The sequence below is a fragment of the Streptomyces sp. SID13726 genome (genome assembly GCF_010548375.1).
In the GTDB taxonomy this organism is placed as follows: Bacteria; Actinomycetota; Actinomycetes; order Streptomycetales; family Streptomycetaceae; genus Streptomyces.
Map to the genome: position 1 here is coordinate 56762 of NZ_JAAGLY010000031.1, position 13696 is coordinate 70457.

The 13696-nt window shown below is 70.8% G+C and carries 14 protein-coding genes; 11 read left to right on the forward strand and 3 right to left on the reverse strand.

Features of this window, described 5'->3' with window-relative positions:
- Positions 1-8: 8 nt before the first annotated feature.
- Positions 9-935 carry an aminoglycoside phosphotransferase family protein gene (locus G3I78_RS42240; RefSeq protein ID WP_164434949.1) on the reverse strand — a complete coding sequence of 309 codons (927 nt, stop codon included), beginning with the start codon at positions 933-935 and terminating at the stop codon, positions 9-11.
- Between the two features lie 295 nt (positions 936-1230).
- Here G3I78_RS42240 and G3I78_RS42245 point away from each other — a divergent pair, with 295 nt between their 5' ends.
- From G3I78_RS42245 to G3I78_RS42255, 3 genes are all read left to right on the forward strand, one after another.
- Positions 1231-1584 carry a VOC family protein gene (locus tag G3I78_RS42245; RefSeq protein ID WP_164434951.1) on the forward strand — a complete coding sequence of 118 codons (354 nt, stop codon included), beginning with the start codon at positions 1231-1233 and terminating at the stop codon, positions 1582-1584.
- Positions 1585-1781: 197 nt separating this feature from the next.
- The gene (locus G3I78_RS42250; RefSeq protein ID WP_164434953.1) at positions 1782-2858 is read left to right on the forward strand and encodes an acyltransferase family protein; all 1077 of its coding nucleotides are present in this window, start codon (positions 1782-1784) and stop codon (positions 2856-2858) included.
- Between the two features lie 136 nt (positions 2859-2994).
- Positions 2995-3501, forward strand: coding sequence for a peptidylprolyl isomerase (locus G3I78_RS42255; protein WP_343243986.1), 507 nt, complete (start codon positions 2995-2997; stop codon positions 3499-3501).
- 60 nt (positions 3502-3561) lie between these two features.
- Here G3I78_RS42255 and G3I78_RS42260 read toward each other — a convergent pair whose 3' ends face one another.
- Positions 3562-4560 (reverse strand): Ku protein, encoded by a 999-nt coding sequence (locus tag G3I78_RS42260; protein ID WP_164434957.1) that lies wholly within the window; start codon positions 4558-4560, stop codon positions 3562-3564.
- Between the two features lie 54 nt (positions 4561-4614).
- Here G3I78_RS42260 and ligD point away from each other — a divergent pair, with 54 nt between their 5' ends.
- Positions 4615-5493 (forward strand): non-homologous end-joining DNA ligase, encoded by an 879-nt coding sequence (gene ligD / locus G3I78_RS42265; protein WP_164434959.1) that lies wholly within the window; start codon positions 4615-4617, stop codon positions 5491-5493.
- A 602-nt stretch (positions 5494-6095) separates the two neighbouring features.
- On the opposite strand, the gene G3I78_RS42270 is transcribed toward ligD, so the two are convergent.
- A complete protein-coding gene (locus G3I78_RS42270) occupies positions 6096-6899 on the reverse strand; it encodes a nuclease-related domain-containing protein (protein WP_164434960.1) in 804 nt (267 codons plus the stop codon).
- A 110-nt stretch (positions 6900-7009) separates the two neighbouring features.
- On the opposite strand from G3I78_RS42270, the gene G3I78_RS42275 reads away from it, so the two are divergent.
- From G3I78_RS42275 to G3I78_RS42310, 7 genes are all read left to right on the forward strand, one after another.
- A complete protein-coding gene (locus G3I78_RS42275) occupies positions 7010-7516 on the forward strand; it encodes a dual specificity protein phosphatase family protein (protein ID WP_164434961.1) in 507 nt (168 codons plus the stop codon).
- 243 nt (positions 7517-7759) lie between these two features.
- Positions 7760-8497, forward strand: a complete 738-nt coding sequence (locus G3I78_RS42280; protein ID WP_239158374.1) for a hypothetical protein — start codon at positions 7760-7762, stop codon at positions 8495-8497.
- Positions 8494-9729: a HAMP domain-containing sensor histidine kinase gene (locus G3I78_RS42290; protein WP_164434962.1), complete on the forward strand. Its 1236-nt coding sequence runs from the start codon at positions 8494-8496 to the stop codon at positions 9727-9729. The genes G3I78_RS42280 and G3I78_RS42290 overlap by 4 nt, the downstream gene beginning before the upstream one ends.
- Before the next feature lie 136 nt (positions 9730-9865).
- Positions 9866-10246: an SH3 domain-containing protein gene (locus G3I78_RS42295; protein ID WP_164434963.1), complete on the forward strand. Its 381-nt coding sequence runs from the start codon at positions 9866-9868 to the stop codon at positions 10244-10246.
- A 52-nt stretch (positions 10247-10298) separates the two neighbouring features.
- Positions 10299-11660 (forward strand): FtsW/RodA/SpoVE family cell cycle protein, encoded by a 1362-nt coding sequence (locus G3I78_RS42300; RefSeq protein ID WP_164434964.1) that lies wholly within the window; start codon positions 10299-10301, stop codon positions 11658-11660.
- Between the two features lie 17 nt (positions 11661-11677).
- Positions 11678-13141 carry a penicillin-binding transpeptidase domain-containing protein gene (locus G3I78_RS42305; RefSeq protein WP_164434965.1) on the forward strand — a complete coding sequence of 488 codons (1464 nt, stop codon included), beginning with the start codon at positions 11678-11680 and terminating at the stop codon, positions 13139-13141.
- A 44-nt stretch (positions 13142-13185) separates the two neighbouring features.
- Positions 13186-13695 (forward strand): DUF3291 domain-containing protein, encoded by a 510-nt coding sequence (locus tag G3I78_RS42310; protein WP_164434966.1) that lies wholly within the window; start codon positions 13186-13188, stop codon positions 13693-13695.
- Position 13696: the final 1 nt, after the last annotated feature.

The window sequence follows — 13696 nt, forward strand, 5'->3', positions numbered from 1 at the left end:
GCGGGTGCTCAGAACGGACCCCATTCGCCTCGGCCCTCCCCCGTGCGAAGTGACCGGACCCGCCGGGCAAACTCGACGGCAGCCCGGTCATTCCTCGTGACCTGGTGACCTAGCCAGGCGACCATCATCAGCTCACGCAGGTCCGCAAGGGTCTCGTACCCGGGCCAGTTCATCAGGTCGAAGCCGTACCGGTGCACGAACTCCGCGTACTCGGCCTGCGTGTGCCAGCCGTACCGTTCGTAGAACATCGACGTCTGAACCAGGTCCCACTCACGTGGCGCGAGAGCGAAACTGTCCAAGTCAATGAGCACCGCGTGCCCGTCCCGGTGGCGGAGGATGTTCCCGATGCTGGCATCCCCGTGGATCATGCCGAAGGGGAGGACGAAGTCAAGCCGGTCGTAGTCCTTGCCGAGGCTCGCCGCTCGCTCCTCCAGGAACGTCTGGTCCTCCCCCGAGATGCCCTCCAGCCCTTCCAAGGACGCCGCCACCTTGGCCAGCGGGTCGAAATACGGCAGACGCAGGGATTCCGGCTCTTCGAGCCAGTGCAAGCGGCGCAGAAGGTCGGCGAGTTCGCCGACGGTCCCATATTCCTCGTGCTCCTGAACGCTCTCCCAGAAGGTGACCACCCGGCCGCCGACGACGAGCGGTTGGGCGACCTCCGCCGGCACACGCATGGCCGGGAAGTCCCGCGTCTCAAGCCACCGGGTCACGTTCACGGCCCGTTCCATCTCCGCCAGCACCGACCGATCGCGCGCGATGCGGACGATCACCGGTGCCGACGCCAGGCGGTAGACCGCGTTCGAGCCGAGGCGCAGCAACTCGGCTCCGTGGGCGTCGAGTTCGGCCGTCTCGCACGCCTGTCGAAGGAGCGGCTCCAGGCCCTCCGCCGTGAACTCCGCGCCGCCGTCCGGTTTCCCGCTGCTGCCCGAGATCATGCTTCGACCATACGGGCCGGACCAACCGCCCGACAGGCTACCCACGTAATAGGGGCGTAATGATCTTGATAGTCGAAGGGCACGACCTCCCCTCCCCCGCAGGTCAGCACCCCAGGAGCGCAACGGTCTCTGCTGGCCTCCGGAACCGTGTGCGCAGGTTCGAATCCTGCCGGGGGCACCTTGGAGTCGGTGTTCGAAGACCCCGTCGTCAGCGGAGACGTTGAGTGCGGGGGCTTTGTTTTTGGGTGGGTTTGGGTGGCTGTTGTTGGTGGGGGTGGGAATCTAGGATCGGGTGATGAGCTTGGAATGGGAACAGGTCATCGTTCACTCGGTGGATCCGGTGGCGTTGGGGCAGTGGTGGGCCGATGCTCTTGGGTGGGTGGTTGTGCACTCCTCTGAGGACGAGTTCGAGATCAGGCCGGCCGCGGATCGGGTGCCGGGGTTGGACTTTGTTCGGATCGGGGAGGTCAAGCAGGCCAAGAGCCGGTTGCATCTCGACTTCAGGCCCGACGACCAGGACGCCGAGGTGGCCCGTATGGAGGCTCATGGCGCGAAGCGGGTCGACATCGGGCAGGGGAATCAGTCTTGGGTCGTCATGGCCGACCCCGAGGGGAACGAGTTCTGCATCCTTGGCCAGCGGCGGCAGTGACCTCAGTTGAATTGAGTTGAGCTGAGCTGAGCTGAGTTGTGTGGGGGGCGACCCCGTGGTCAGCGTTCTCGCTGGGTGCGGGGTCTTGTTGTGTGTCCACCCGCCTACGGCCGTCCGGCTGCGCCAATGGCGCAAGGGGCATCTTTCGTACGTCAGTCCGGAGTTTGGGGGCGCCGCGGAGTGGTGAGGCGGCTGGGATGTACGAGCGACTCCGCGCAGCGGGCCCTCAGGGAAGTTCCGTGGTCGGGTGGGGGGAGGGACGGGACGCGTTCTTCGACAATGCGAAGTATCTGGCGATCGTGCTGGTCGCGGTGGGGCATGCGTGGGAGCCGTTGCGGGACGGGAGTCGGGGCGTCTCGGCGCTGTATCTGCTGGTGTATGCCTTCCATATGCCGGCGTTCATCGTCGTCTCCGGGTATTTCTCCAGGAGCTTCGACGCCGGGCCGGGGCGGATCAGGCGGCTGGTGACCGGGCTTGTCGTGCCGTATGTCGTGTTCGAGACGGCGTACACCTTCTTCACTCGCTGGACCGATCAGGTGCCCGACCGGCCGGTGAGTCTGCTGGATCCGCTGTATCTGACGTGGTTCCTGGTGGCGTTGTTCGTGTGGCGGCTGACCACGCCGTTGTGGCAGCGGGTGCGGTGTCCGCTGGCGCTCGCGCTCGCCGTGGCGATGCTCGCGACCCTCACGCCGTCCATCGGCGACGACCTGGACCTCCAGCGGGTCCTGCAGTTCCTGCCGTACTTCGTGCTGGGGCTCGCCCTGCGGCCGGAGCACTTCCGGCTGCTCCGGCGGCGGGCGGTACGGCTGGTGGCGGGGCCGGTGTTCGCGATCGCACTCGCGGCGGCCTACTGGGCGGTGCCGCGGATGAGCGGGGCCTGGCTCTACCACCGGGACAGCGCCCGGGAGTTGGGCGGGCCCGCCTGGTCGGGGCCGGTGATGACGCTGGTCACCTTCGGGTGCTCGCTGGTCCTGGTCGGGTGCTTCCTCGCCCTGGTACCGGGGCGGCGGACCTGGTTCACCGCGCTCGGCGCGGGCACGCTGTACGGCTATCTGCTGCACGGATTCCTGGTCCAGGGCGCCCGCTTCTGGGGCTGGTACGGGCCCGCGTGGGTGCACGGCCCGCTCGGCGTGGGCGCGGTCGCGCTGATCGCCGCGGCCGTCGTGACCGCGCTGTGCACCCCGCCCGTTCGGCGCGCGCTGAGGGGGGTGGTGGAGCCGGAGATGCGGTGGGCGTTCCGCCGGGAGGCCCACCCCCAACCGGGGCGCGCCTGAGGGGAGTCGAGGTGCGTGGAGGCGGCGGGCACGCCGGTGGCCGCCGTACTCCTGGCCGGTGGCGGGTGTCCGTGCCCCCGGTACCGGCGCAACCGTGTGACAAGATGCTTCGGTCATGCCCCACCAGAAAGGGACGATTCCCATGTCCAGGGTCGAGCTGACCACCAACTTCGGCCGCGTCGTCCTTGAGCTCGCCGACGCCGAAGCGCCCAAGACGGTCGAGAACTTCCTGAAGTACGTCGGCAACGCGCACTACGACGGCACGATCTTCCACCGGGTGATCAACGGCTTCATGGTCCAGGGCGGTGGCTTCACCGCGGACATGGTGCAGAAGCCCACCCTCGCGCCGGTCCCGAACGAGGCCGACAACGGCCTGAAGAACACCGCGTACACCGTGGCGATGGCGCGCACCAGCGACCCGCACTCGGCGACCGCGCAGTTCTTCATCAACGTCTCGGACAACGAGTTCCTGAACTTCACGGCCAAGAGCCCGAACGGCTGGGGCTACACCGTGTTCGGCAAGGTCGTCGAGGGCCAGGACGTCGTGGACCAGATCAAGGGCGTCCGCACCGGCAGCAGCCGCGGCCACGGCGACGTACCGACCCAGCCGGTGATCATTGAGACCGCCAAGGTCGTCGGCTGACCTCACCGAGAGGCTGACGGGACCTGCCGCCGCCGAGCCGAGTCCGAGGCGGTGCGCAGGTCACGCGGTCTTCTTGCGGGCGGCCGTCTTCTTCGCGGTCGTCTTCTTGGCGACGGTCTTCTTCGCCCCGGCCTTGGCCGCCGTCTTCTTCGTCGCGGCGGCTTTCTTGGTCCCCTGGGCCGGCTTCGCGGCCGTCTTCTTCCCGGTGCTCTGCTTCGGTGCCGTCCGCGCCGACTTCCGCTGCGGCAGCTCTCTGACCTCGCCCGCCTCCTCGCCGCGCGACTCCTTGGCGTCGCGCACGCTCTTCTCCAGCGCGGCCATGAGGTCGAGCACCTTGCCGCCCCGCGCCTGCTCGGGCGCCTCCGGCGGGGCCTCCCCCGCGGCCTTGGCGGCGACGACCTCCTCCAGGGCCTCGCGGTACTCGTCGTGCAGTTCGTCGAGGTCGATCTCGCCGAGGGTGTCCATCAGGGCGTCGGCGAGGTCGAGCTCCTTGTCGCTGACGGTGACGTCGACATCGGGCGCGACCCCCTCGGGCGCGCGGACCTCGTCCGGCCACAGCAGCCCGTGCAGCGCGATGGCGTCCTCGACGACCCGCAGCATGCCCAGGCGCTCCCGGCCCCGGAGGGCGTACTTGGCGATGGCCACCTTGTTGCTGCGCTTGAGCGCCTCCCTGAGCAGGGTGTACGGCTTCGCCGCGGGCGCTCCTCCGGCCTGGAGGTAGTACGAGGCGTCCATCTGCAACGGGTCGATCCGGTCGGCCGGCACGAAGGCGACGATCTCGATGGTCTTGGCCGTCGGCAGCGGCAGGTGGGCCAGGTCCTCGTCCGTGATCGGGATGATGGTGCCGTCCGCGTCCTCGTACCCCTTGCCGATCTCCGACGCGGTGACCTCGCGGTCCTCCAGCTCGCAGACCTTGCGGTAGCGGATGCGGCCGCCGTCCTCCGTGTGGATCTGGCGGAAGGAGATCGAGTGGCTCTCGGTGGCGTTCACCAGCTTGATCGGGATGCTGACCAGGCCGAACGAGATGGCGCCGTTCCATATGGATCTCACCAGCAGCACCCTTCCTAGGGGTTTTCCACCGTTTTGCTCACATAGGCATGAGATTCTCATCGTATGACGCCGATCACAGAGGTGGAGGGGAGACGGCTCGCGCTCAGCAACCTGGAGAAGGTGCTGTATCCGGCGACCGGCTTCACCAAGGGCGAGGTCCTCCACTACTACGCCACCACCGCGGACGTCCTCCTCCCCCATCTGCGTGACCGGGCCGTCTCCTTCCTGCGCTACCCGGACGGCCCCGACGGCCAGGTGTTCTTCACCAAGAACATTCCGCCGGGTACGCCCGACTGGGTCACCACGGCCGAGGTCCCCCGCTCCGACGGCCCCTCCCGCATGGTCCTGATCCAGGACCTTCCGAGCCTCATGTGGGCGGCCAACCTCGTCACCGAGTTCCACACCCACCAATGGCTGACCGGCTCTCCCGACGAGGCCGACCGCCTGGTCTTCGACCTCGACCCCGGGTCACCCGCGACGGTCGTCGAGTGCTGCGAGGTCGCGCTCTGGCTCCGGGGACGTCTTGCGGCGGACGGCATCGACTCCTACCCCAAGACCGCCGGCTCCAAGGGGCTCCATCTCCTGGCGGCGGTACGGGGGGCGTCCCCGGACCAGGTCTCCGACTACGCCAAGCGGCTCGCCGTCGAGGCGGAGCGGGCGATGCCGGGGCTGGCGTTGCATCGGATGACTCGTAGCTTGCGGCCGGGGAAGGTGTTCGTCGACTGGAGCCAGAACGCTGCGCGGAAGACCACGGCTGCTCCTTACACCCTGCGGGCGCGTCAGTTGCCTTTTGTGTCGGCGCCGGTGACGTGGGGGGAGGTGGAGGGGTGTGGGGTGCCGGGGCAACTTGCCTTCCAGGCGGGGGATATGGGGGATCGGTTGTTGGATTATGGGGATTTGCTGGCTCCGTTGGTGGGTGGGCGGGGGGCGTTGTTGCCGTGAGCGCGGCTCGGGGGGTGCCAGGTTCTGTTGTCTAGCCGGGTGCGGGTTCGTCGTGGCTGGTCGCGCAGTTCCCCGCGCCCCTGGGGAGTTGCAGCCGGCCTGCGTTTTGACCGCATGTTGGGCGCCTATGGGGGTGCCTCGATGTGTGGTTTGGCGGGTGCGGGTTCGTCGTGGCTGGTCGCGCAGTTCCCCGCGCCCCTGGGGAGTTGCAGCTGGCCTGCGTTTTGACGGCATGTTGGGCGCCTATCGGGGTGCCTTGTCATGTGGTCTGGCGGGTGCGGGTTCGTCGTGGCTTGTCGCGCAGTTCCCCGCGCCCCTGGGTGGGGATGATGGACGCTCGTTCAGACGCGTACGGCGCGCAGGGGGCGGGGTGGGGGGTGTCCGCCCGCAGCGGCCGGCGTCCGTCGCCCCGTGCAAATCAAACGACAGCTACCGCCGGACCGAGGACGGATACCCCCCGCCCCGGCCCCGACCCCACCACCGGACCAGTCGCGCTACACCCGGCCCCACCGGGGCGAAAGAGGCCGCCGCAGGCATCCAGGGACGCGGGGAACTGCGCAAGACGCCCGCCCCCACCGGACCCGCAGACAGGCGACAGCCACCTACACCCGCCCCCACGTCCGCCGATCCCGCGCCATCGCATGCAACGCCTCCACATCCGCCGGCTTCAGCACCCCGCCCGACCGAGCCAGCCCCTCCAGTTCCGTGTCCCGCAGCACCCGCACCGAACGAGGCGGGACCGTGACGGTGACCGTGGTGGGGGCGACGAGGGCCAGGAGGGGGTGGACCTCGGCCGTGAGGGCGTAGGAGGCGCAGTCGGCGGTCGAGCGGAGGTGGCGGAGGAGCGGCAGGGGGTCGCGGCGGCCGAAGGCGATCAGGGGGTCCGCCACGGTGACCCGCTGCTTGCGGGCGTACAGCGCGTGGATCGCGAACAGGCCACCGGGACCGATCAGCAGATGGTGGATCCGGTCACCGCCCGGCAGCGGCACGGAGTGCAGGGCGTGCCAGCCCACCCCGTCCAGCAGGTCCAGCGCGTCCCCCACCACCTGCTCCGCCTCCAGCGCCCGCCGCCGAGGATCCCGCCGCATCCGGTGCGACGCCCCGGTATCCCGGTCGAGCGCGATCTGCAGCGCCTCGCCGGGCCGGTTCGGCGCGAGGTCGTCGTCGGGGTGGAGGGAGAGCCTCGCCAGTTCGGCCGGGGTCGGGACGGGTGGCGGCCCCACGGCCACCGGGCCGGTGAGGAACGGTCCGAGCACGGTCAGGACATCGTCTCTGCGGTCCTCGCTCAGCAGATTGATCCGGGCCGCCTCACGGTCGTACCAGGCGATGTTCCTGCCGTCCGTGAGGCAGACGTACAGCCGCTCCTGACCGTGGCGCCAGGTCGGTACGACACGCAGTCCGCTCATACCCCATCACCCCATGGACCATGGGAACAGGCGGGGTGCTGCGCAGGCAAGAAGCCGGTTACCTTTGGGGTGAGTTGCAGGGCTTGATGCCGGGGCTTGGGGAGGCGCCGTTGCGGACCCGCAGGAAGCAACCCGACGTACCGGCTCCGGACAGTCCGTGGAACGAGGTCGTGCCCGGCCTGTGGATGGGCGGGCACGAGTTCAACGGCCCTTCCGGCCGCCCGGAGTTCGCGGTCGTGCACGATGAATTCGACGTCGTGCAGACGCTGTTGCGGCTACCGGGCCACGGCCCCGACCCGGGCGTGGAGCACCATGTGTGGCCGATCCCGGACGGTCCGCTGGACGGCACCCAGCTCGCGGGGGTGATGCGGCTGGCTCAGGCCGCGGGTGACGCGCTGGACGGGGGCCGCAAGGTCCTCGTCCGCTGCTACCACGGCTACAACCGCTCGGGCCTGGTCGTGGCGCACACCCTGGTCCGCCGGGGCCACCCGCCCGACGAGGCGATCCGGCTGATCAGGGCCCGCCGCTCACCGTGGGCGCTGCACAACGACCTGTTCGTGGAGTACCTCAGGACCGGCCTGTCGACGGCCCGGCTGCTGGAGGAGCTCACCGAGTAAAGAAACGCAAAAAGGACTTCCGTACGAATAAGGTGTACGAGGCCGGCGTCGGCCCACCCACCCGGACCGGATCGGCCCACCGGACTGAATCAGCCCACCGGACCGGATCGGTCCGCCCACCCCGGACTGGACTCGGACCTCGGCCCCAGGAGCACAGTGCCACCTGCCCACCCCACCGCCCGCCCCCTCACCCTCACCCGCGCCCGCGCCCCGCGTACGACCCGCGCCTGCGCCGCCGCAGCCCTGCTGCTCGCGGTCACGGCGGGCTGCGGTGACGCGGGCGGGCTGGTCGGTGCGGGGCCGACCTCGACCGCGACCAGTCCCGACCGGCTGTGGCCGCAGCTGACGCCGGCCTCCAGTCCCGCCTTCGAGATCGGCGAGGTGGACACGGAGGTGGTGGCGGGCATCGCGGTACCCGGGGACGACATCCGCGAGGTGGACCCGGTCGCGGTGGTCCGCGTCGAGATCAAGGAGGACTCCAGCGACTACGTCAACGCGGGCTATGTCGAGACGGCCCGCCGGATGGCGGACTGCGGCAAGAAGGGGGCGGCCGGGAGGAAGTGCCCGGTCCTGAAGCCGTACTACCGGGACCTCACCGGCGACGGACGGCCCGATCTGACGCTGGGCTTCCGGCAGCTGCCGGGCAATGTCACCGCCGTGCGCGTCTACACCGTGGAGAAGCACCGGCTCGTGCAGGTCATGCACTGGGAGGACGCGGTCAGCGGGGTCGAGCTGGCCGGGCGGTCGGTGATCATCCGTTCGCCGTCGGAGGTGGCCGGGTACGAGTACCGGCTCCAGTGGACCTGGGACCCGCAGCAGAAGTCGATGCTCCTCACCCACGACGAGATGCTGCGCACCGGCGCCGACACCCGCACCCCCGGCGCCACCCCAGGCACCACCGCCAAACCCACCCCCGGCACCACCACCAGACCCACCCCCGGCGCCACCGCCGACCCCACCCCGTCGGCGAGCGCCCGATGAGGCTCGCGCTGCCGCGCTGGTCCGGCACCCTGGCCGTGAAGGCGGCCGTCTTCATCACGGTGATGTGCTGCGCCCTGGCCGCGCTGCTCGGTGTCCTCGTGCACGTCTCGGTGACCAACCAGACCGTCGGCGAGGCCCGCGGCCTGGCGCTGAGCCGGCTGAAGGACGCGACCCAGGCGTACGAGGCCGGGGACGCGCTGCGGTGGGACGCGGGGGTCGATCCGCCGGACCTGCCCGCCTCGCTGCGGACGCTGGCGGCGGCCGGGGAGCGCGGCACCATGGTCGGCGAGCACCGGGGGCGGCCGACGATGTGGGCGGCGGGGCCGGTGGACGGGGACTGGGGGCTGGCCGTGGAGGTCGACTACTCGCAGGGCGCGCGGACGATCGCGGGCCTCGACCGGGCGATCCTGTGGTCGTCGGCGCTGGCGATCACGGCGACGCTGCTGGTGGGGGCGTTCGCGGTGACCCGGGTGACGAAGCGGCTGCACACGACGGCGCGGGTGGCCCGGCGGATCAGCGGCGGCGACCTGGACGCGCGGGTCGGCGATCCCCGTACGAAGGACCCGTCGCGGCCGCAGGACGAGGTGGCCGCGGTGGCCGCCGCGCTGGACTCCATGGCGGGGTCGTTGCAGGGCAAGCTGCTGACCGAGCAGCGGTTCACGGCGGACGTGGCGCACGAGTTGCGGACACCGCTGACGGGGCTGCACGCGGCGGCCGAGCTGCTGCCGCCGGGGCGGCCGACGGAGCTGGTGCAGGACCGGGTGGGCGCGCTGCGGACGCTGACGGAGGATCTGCTGGAGATCTCCCGCCTGGACACGGGGCGGGAGACGGTCGAGCTGGACACGGAGCGCCTGGCCGCGGTGGCCGAACGGGTGGTGCGGGCGTCCGGGACGGACACCGAGGTCGTCGTGGTGCGGGACGTGGCCGTGGAGACGGACCGGCGGCGGCTGGAGCGGGTGCTGGGGAATCTGGTGGCCAACGCGCACCGGCACGGCCGGGGGCCGGTGTCGCTGACGGTCGAGGGGCACGTGGTGACCGTTCGGGATCACGGGGACGGGTTTCCTGAGTACCTCGTGGAGCACGGGCCGCAGCGGTTCCGTACGGAGGGCGGGGCCACGGGGCACGGGTTGGGGCTGACCATCGCGGTGGGGCAGGCGGAGGTGCTGGGAGCCCGGCTCTCGTTCTCGAACGCGGTGGACGGCGGGGCGGTCGCGACGCTGGTGCTGCGGTAGTCACCCACATCGGTGCGGCCCCGAGTCGCCGAAGGGGCGCTTCACCTATGGCCCAGTTCGAAAGGCATCCTTCCCGCCTCCCTCCTAACGTGGCGAATAGTCAGGTTTGCACCCACCGTTCACGGAGGTCTCCCCCATGTCCCTGCGCTCCCGTTTCTCCATAGCCGTCACCGCCGGCGCGTTCGCCGTCACGGCGCTCGCCACGCCCGCCGTCGCCGGCGACGAATGGGACGACGACCCCCGTAGCGACTGGGGGCACCACCAGAACCAGAACCACAACCCGCGGCTGTACAAGGGCGTCGTGACGGCCAGCGCGCTCGCGCTGCGCAGCGCGCCGAACCGGGGCGGGCAGATCATCCGGTGGGCCGACAAGGGCGAGGTCGTCACGATCTTCTGCAAGACCAACGGCCAGAACATCGACGGCAACCGCCACTGGTACCTCCTCACCGACGGCACCTGGGCCTGGGGGTCGGCCAGGTACATCAAGGACATCGGGCCCTCGCCACGCTGGTGCTGACGCCACTCCCAAACAGGGCAGACAACCCGTCATATTTGGGTAAGTTCCGGACATGACCAAGGCCGGAACCACCGTGGCCCCCGCGGACGCCCCCGCTTCCGCGGTACGCCTGCCCCGGCGCCGTGGCATCGAACTGGCCCTCATCGTCCTCGCCGTCCTGCTCTGCGTGTACGGCTACTGCGCTGTCGGCCTCGCCAAGAACGGCACCGTCCCGCCCGGCGCCGCCGGTTACGGCGCCGGGCTCGGCGTGCTCGCGCTCCTCGCGCATCTCGCCGTACGCCTCAGGGCGCCGTACGCCGATCCGCTCCTCCTGCCGATCGCCGTGCTGCTCAACGGACTCGGCCTCGTGCTGATCTACCGGCTCGACCTGGAGACGCCCGGCGACCGCGCGGCCCCGGCCCAGCTGGTGTGGTCCACGGTCGGGGTGGCCCTGTTCATCGTGGTGGTGCTGGCGCTGCGGGACCATCGGGTGCTCCAGCGGTACGCGTACGTGTGCGTCGCCGCCGCGCTGGTGCTGCTGATCCTCCCGATCCTCTTCCCCTCGGTGAACGGCGCCCGGATCTGGATCCGGATCGCCGGGTTCTCCATCCAGCCGGGCGAGTTCGCGAAGGTGCTGCTGGCGGTGTTCTTCGCCGCGTACCTGGCCGCCAACCGGAACGCGCTGGCGTTCGCGGGCCGGCGCTTCTGGGGGCTTCAGCTGCCCACGGGCCGGGTGCTCGGCCCGCTCCTCGCCATCTGGCTGATCAGCGTGGGCGTCCTGGTCCTGGAGCGGGACCTCGGAACCTCGCTGCTGTTCTTCGGGCTGTTCGTCGTTCTCCTCTACGTCGCCACCGGGCTCTCCGGCTGGATCGTCCTGGGCCTGCTGCTGGCGGGCGTCGGCGCGTTCGCGGTGGGCTGGCTGGAGCCGCACGTCCACAGCCGGGTGGAGGACTGGCTGCATCCGTTCGCGTCGATCGAGGCCGGGCAGGGCCCGAACCAGCTCGCGCAGTCCCTGTTCGCCTTCGCGGCGGGCGGGATCCTCGGCACCGGGCTCGGGCTCGGGCACTCGATCCTGATCGGCTTCGCGGCGAAGTCGGACTTCATCCTGGCGACCGCGGGCGAGGAGCTGGGCCTGGCGGGCCTGTGCGCGATCTTCCTGCTGTACGCCCTTCTCGTGGAGCGCGGCTACCGGGCGGGCCTCGCCCTGCGCGACCCCTTCGGGCGGCTGCTGGCGACCGGGCTCGCCTCGATCGTGGCGCTCCAGGTGTTCGTGATCGCGGGCGGGGTCGGCGGGCTGATCCCGCTCACGGGCATGGCGATGCCGTTCCTCGCCCAGGGCGGCTCGTCGGTCGTCACCAACTGGGCGATCGTGGCGCTGCTGATCCGGGTGAGCGACTCGGCACGCGGCCAGTACGAAGGGGAGGCGACCGGATGACGGCCCGGGGACCCGGCATGACCCGCTACATCCGGCACGCGGCCTGCTTCTGCGCCCTGTTGCTGCTGGCCCTCCTCGTCAACGCCACCCGCGTGCAGGTCTTCCAGGCCCGCTCCCACGACGAGAACCCGGCCAACCGCCGCGAGAACATCGCCCGTTACGGCCTTCAGCGCGGCGACATCCTGGTCGGCGGGCGGCCGGTCACCGGCTCCCGGGACACCGGGGAGCAGCTGCGCTTCGAACGGACGTACAAGGACGGGCCGTTGTACGCGCCGGTGACCGGCTTCGCCTCGCAGGAGTACGGCACGACCTTCCTGGAGCACGCCGAGGACGGGGTGCTGTCCGGCTCGGACCCGCTCCTGACGCCGTTCCCGCTCTGGAACGACTTCACCAGGCGGCGCAACCCCGGCGGGGACGTCGTCACCACGCTGGACAGGGCCGCGCAGAAGGCCGCGTTCCACGGGCTCGGCGGGCGCAAGGGCGCGGTGGCGGCCGTGGAGCCGGCGACCGGGCGGATCCTGGCGCTGGTGTCCTCGCCCTCGTACGACCCTGCGGTGCTGTCGGGCAACGACCGCGGGGTGGGCCGGTCCTGGGCGCGGCTCAACGACGACGTGGACCGGCCGATGCTCAACCGGGCGGTACGGCAGACCTATCCGCCGGGTTCGACGTTCAAGGTGGTCACCGCGGCCGCCGCGCTCGACGCCGGGGTGATCACGGACGTGGACGCGGCGACGGACTCGCCGGCGCCGTACACCCTGCCCGGCACCACGACCTCGCTGACCAACGAGTCCGACGGCTGTGCGGACCTCTCGCTGCGGGAGGCCTTCAAGTGGTCGTGCAACACGGTGTTCGCGAAGCTCGGGGTGAAGGTGGGGGTGGGTGACATGACGGCGACCGCGCACGCCTTCGGCTTCAACGACAAGTCGCTGCGGATCCCGTTCTCGGTGGCGCCGAGCACCTTCGACCCGGCGGTGGACAAGGCGCAGCTGGCCCTGTCGTCGATCGGCCAGTTCAACACGCGGGCCACTCCGCTCCAGATGGCGATGGTGGCGGCGGCGGTCGCCAACGGCGGTCAGATCAGGGCGCCTTACCTGGTGGAGCGGACCACGACGGACGACGGCGACACCGTGGCGACGGCGGGCTCACGTCCGGTGCGGCAGGCGATGCTGCCGTCGACCGCCGTACGCCTGAAGGAACTCATGACCCAGGTGGTCACCGAGGGCACCGGCACCAACGCCGCCATCCCGGGCGCGACCGTCGGCGGCAAGACCGGCACCGCCCAGCACGGGGTGGGCAACTCCGGGACGCCGTACGCCTGGTTCGTCTCCTGGGCGCAGGGCGAGCGGGACATGGAGCCGAAGGTCGCGGTGGCCGTGGTGGTGGAGGACGCGGCGGCGGACCGGGGGGAGATCACCGGGGGCGGGGTGGCGGCGCCGATCGCCCGGGCGGTGATGAAGGCGGTGCTCAACTCCAAGGACTGAGACGGGGGTTGAGGCGGCCGGACGCCCGACCTACCGTTCGGTCCATGACCGGATTCCCCGCGTACGAACTCGCCCAGGTGAACATCGGCCGGCTCAGGGCCCCGCTGGACTCGGCGCAGTTGAAGGACTTCGTCGACAGCCTCGACCCCGTGAACGCCGACGCGGACGCCGCCGACGGCTTCGTCTGGCGCCTGGAGGGCGAGTCGGGCGACGCCACGGACGTGCCGGTCCTCGGCGACGAGTGGCTCATCATCAACATGTCGGTGTGGCGGGACGCCGACGCCCTGACGGCGTACATGTACCAGGGCCGCCACCGTGAGATGCTCGCCCGCCGCCGGGAGTTCTTCGAGCGGGTCGAGGAGGCGATGGTGACCCTGTGGTGGATCCCGGCCGGCCACCGCCCCACGGTCGCGGAGGCGGAGTCCCGCCTCCTGCACCTGCGCGCCAACGGCCCCACCCCGTACGCCTTCACCCTGCGACAGCCGTTCCCGGCCCAGGGGGCGGAGCCGGTGGCCTGGCCGGCGATCCCGGACGGTCTGGGGTGCCCGGCCTGAC

What these genes read in the sequence shown, in the direction of transcription:
- G3I78_RS42240 (WP_164434949.1), bottom strand. Translation starts at nt 935, where the DNA reads ATGATCTCGGGCAGCAGCGGGAAACCGGACGGCGGCGCGGAGTTCACG.
- G3I78_RS42245 (WP_164434951.1), top strand. Translation starts at nt 1,231, where the DNA reads ATGAGCTTGGAATGGGAACAGGTCATCGTTCACTCGGTGGATCCGGTG.
- G3I78_RS42250 (WP_164434953.1), top strand. Translation starts at nt 1,782, where the DNA reads ATGTACGAGCGACTCCGCGCAGCGGGCCCTCAGGGAAGTTCCGTGGTC.
- ligD (WP_164434959.1), top strand. Translation starts at nt 4,615, where the DNA reads ATGACGCCGATCACAGAGGTGGAGGGGAGACGGCTCGCGCTCAGCAAC.
- G3I78_RS42270 (WP_164434960.1), bottom strand. Translation starts at nt 6,899, where the DNA reads ATGAGCGGACTGCGTGTCGTACCGACCTGGCGCCACGGTCAGGAGCGG.
- G3I78_RS42290 (WP_164434962.1), top strand. Translation starts at nt 8,494, where the DNA reads ATGAGGCTCGCGCTGCCGCGCTGGTCCGGCACCCTGGCCGTGAAGGCG.
- G3I78_RS42295 (WP_164434963.1), top strand. Translation starts at nt 9,866, where the DNA reads ATGTCCCTGCGCTCCCGTTTCTCCATAGCCGTCACCGCCGGCGCGTTC.
- G3I78_RS42300 (WP_164434964.1), top strand. Translation starts at nt 10,299, where the DNA reads ATGACCAAGGCCGGAACCACCGTGGCCCCCGCGGACGCCCCCGCTTCC.
- G3I78_RS42305 (WP_164434965.1), top strand. Translation starts at nt 11,678, where the DNA reads ATGACCCGCTACATCCGGCACGCGGCCTGCTTCTGCGCCCTGTTGCTG.
- G3I78_RS42310 (WP_164434966.1), top strand. Translation starts at nt 13,186, where the DNA reads ATGACCGGATTCCCCGCGTACGAACTCGCCCAGGTGAACATCGGCCGG.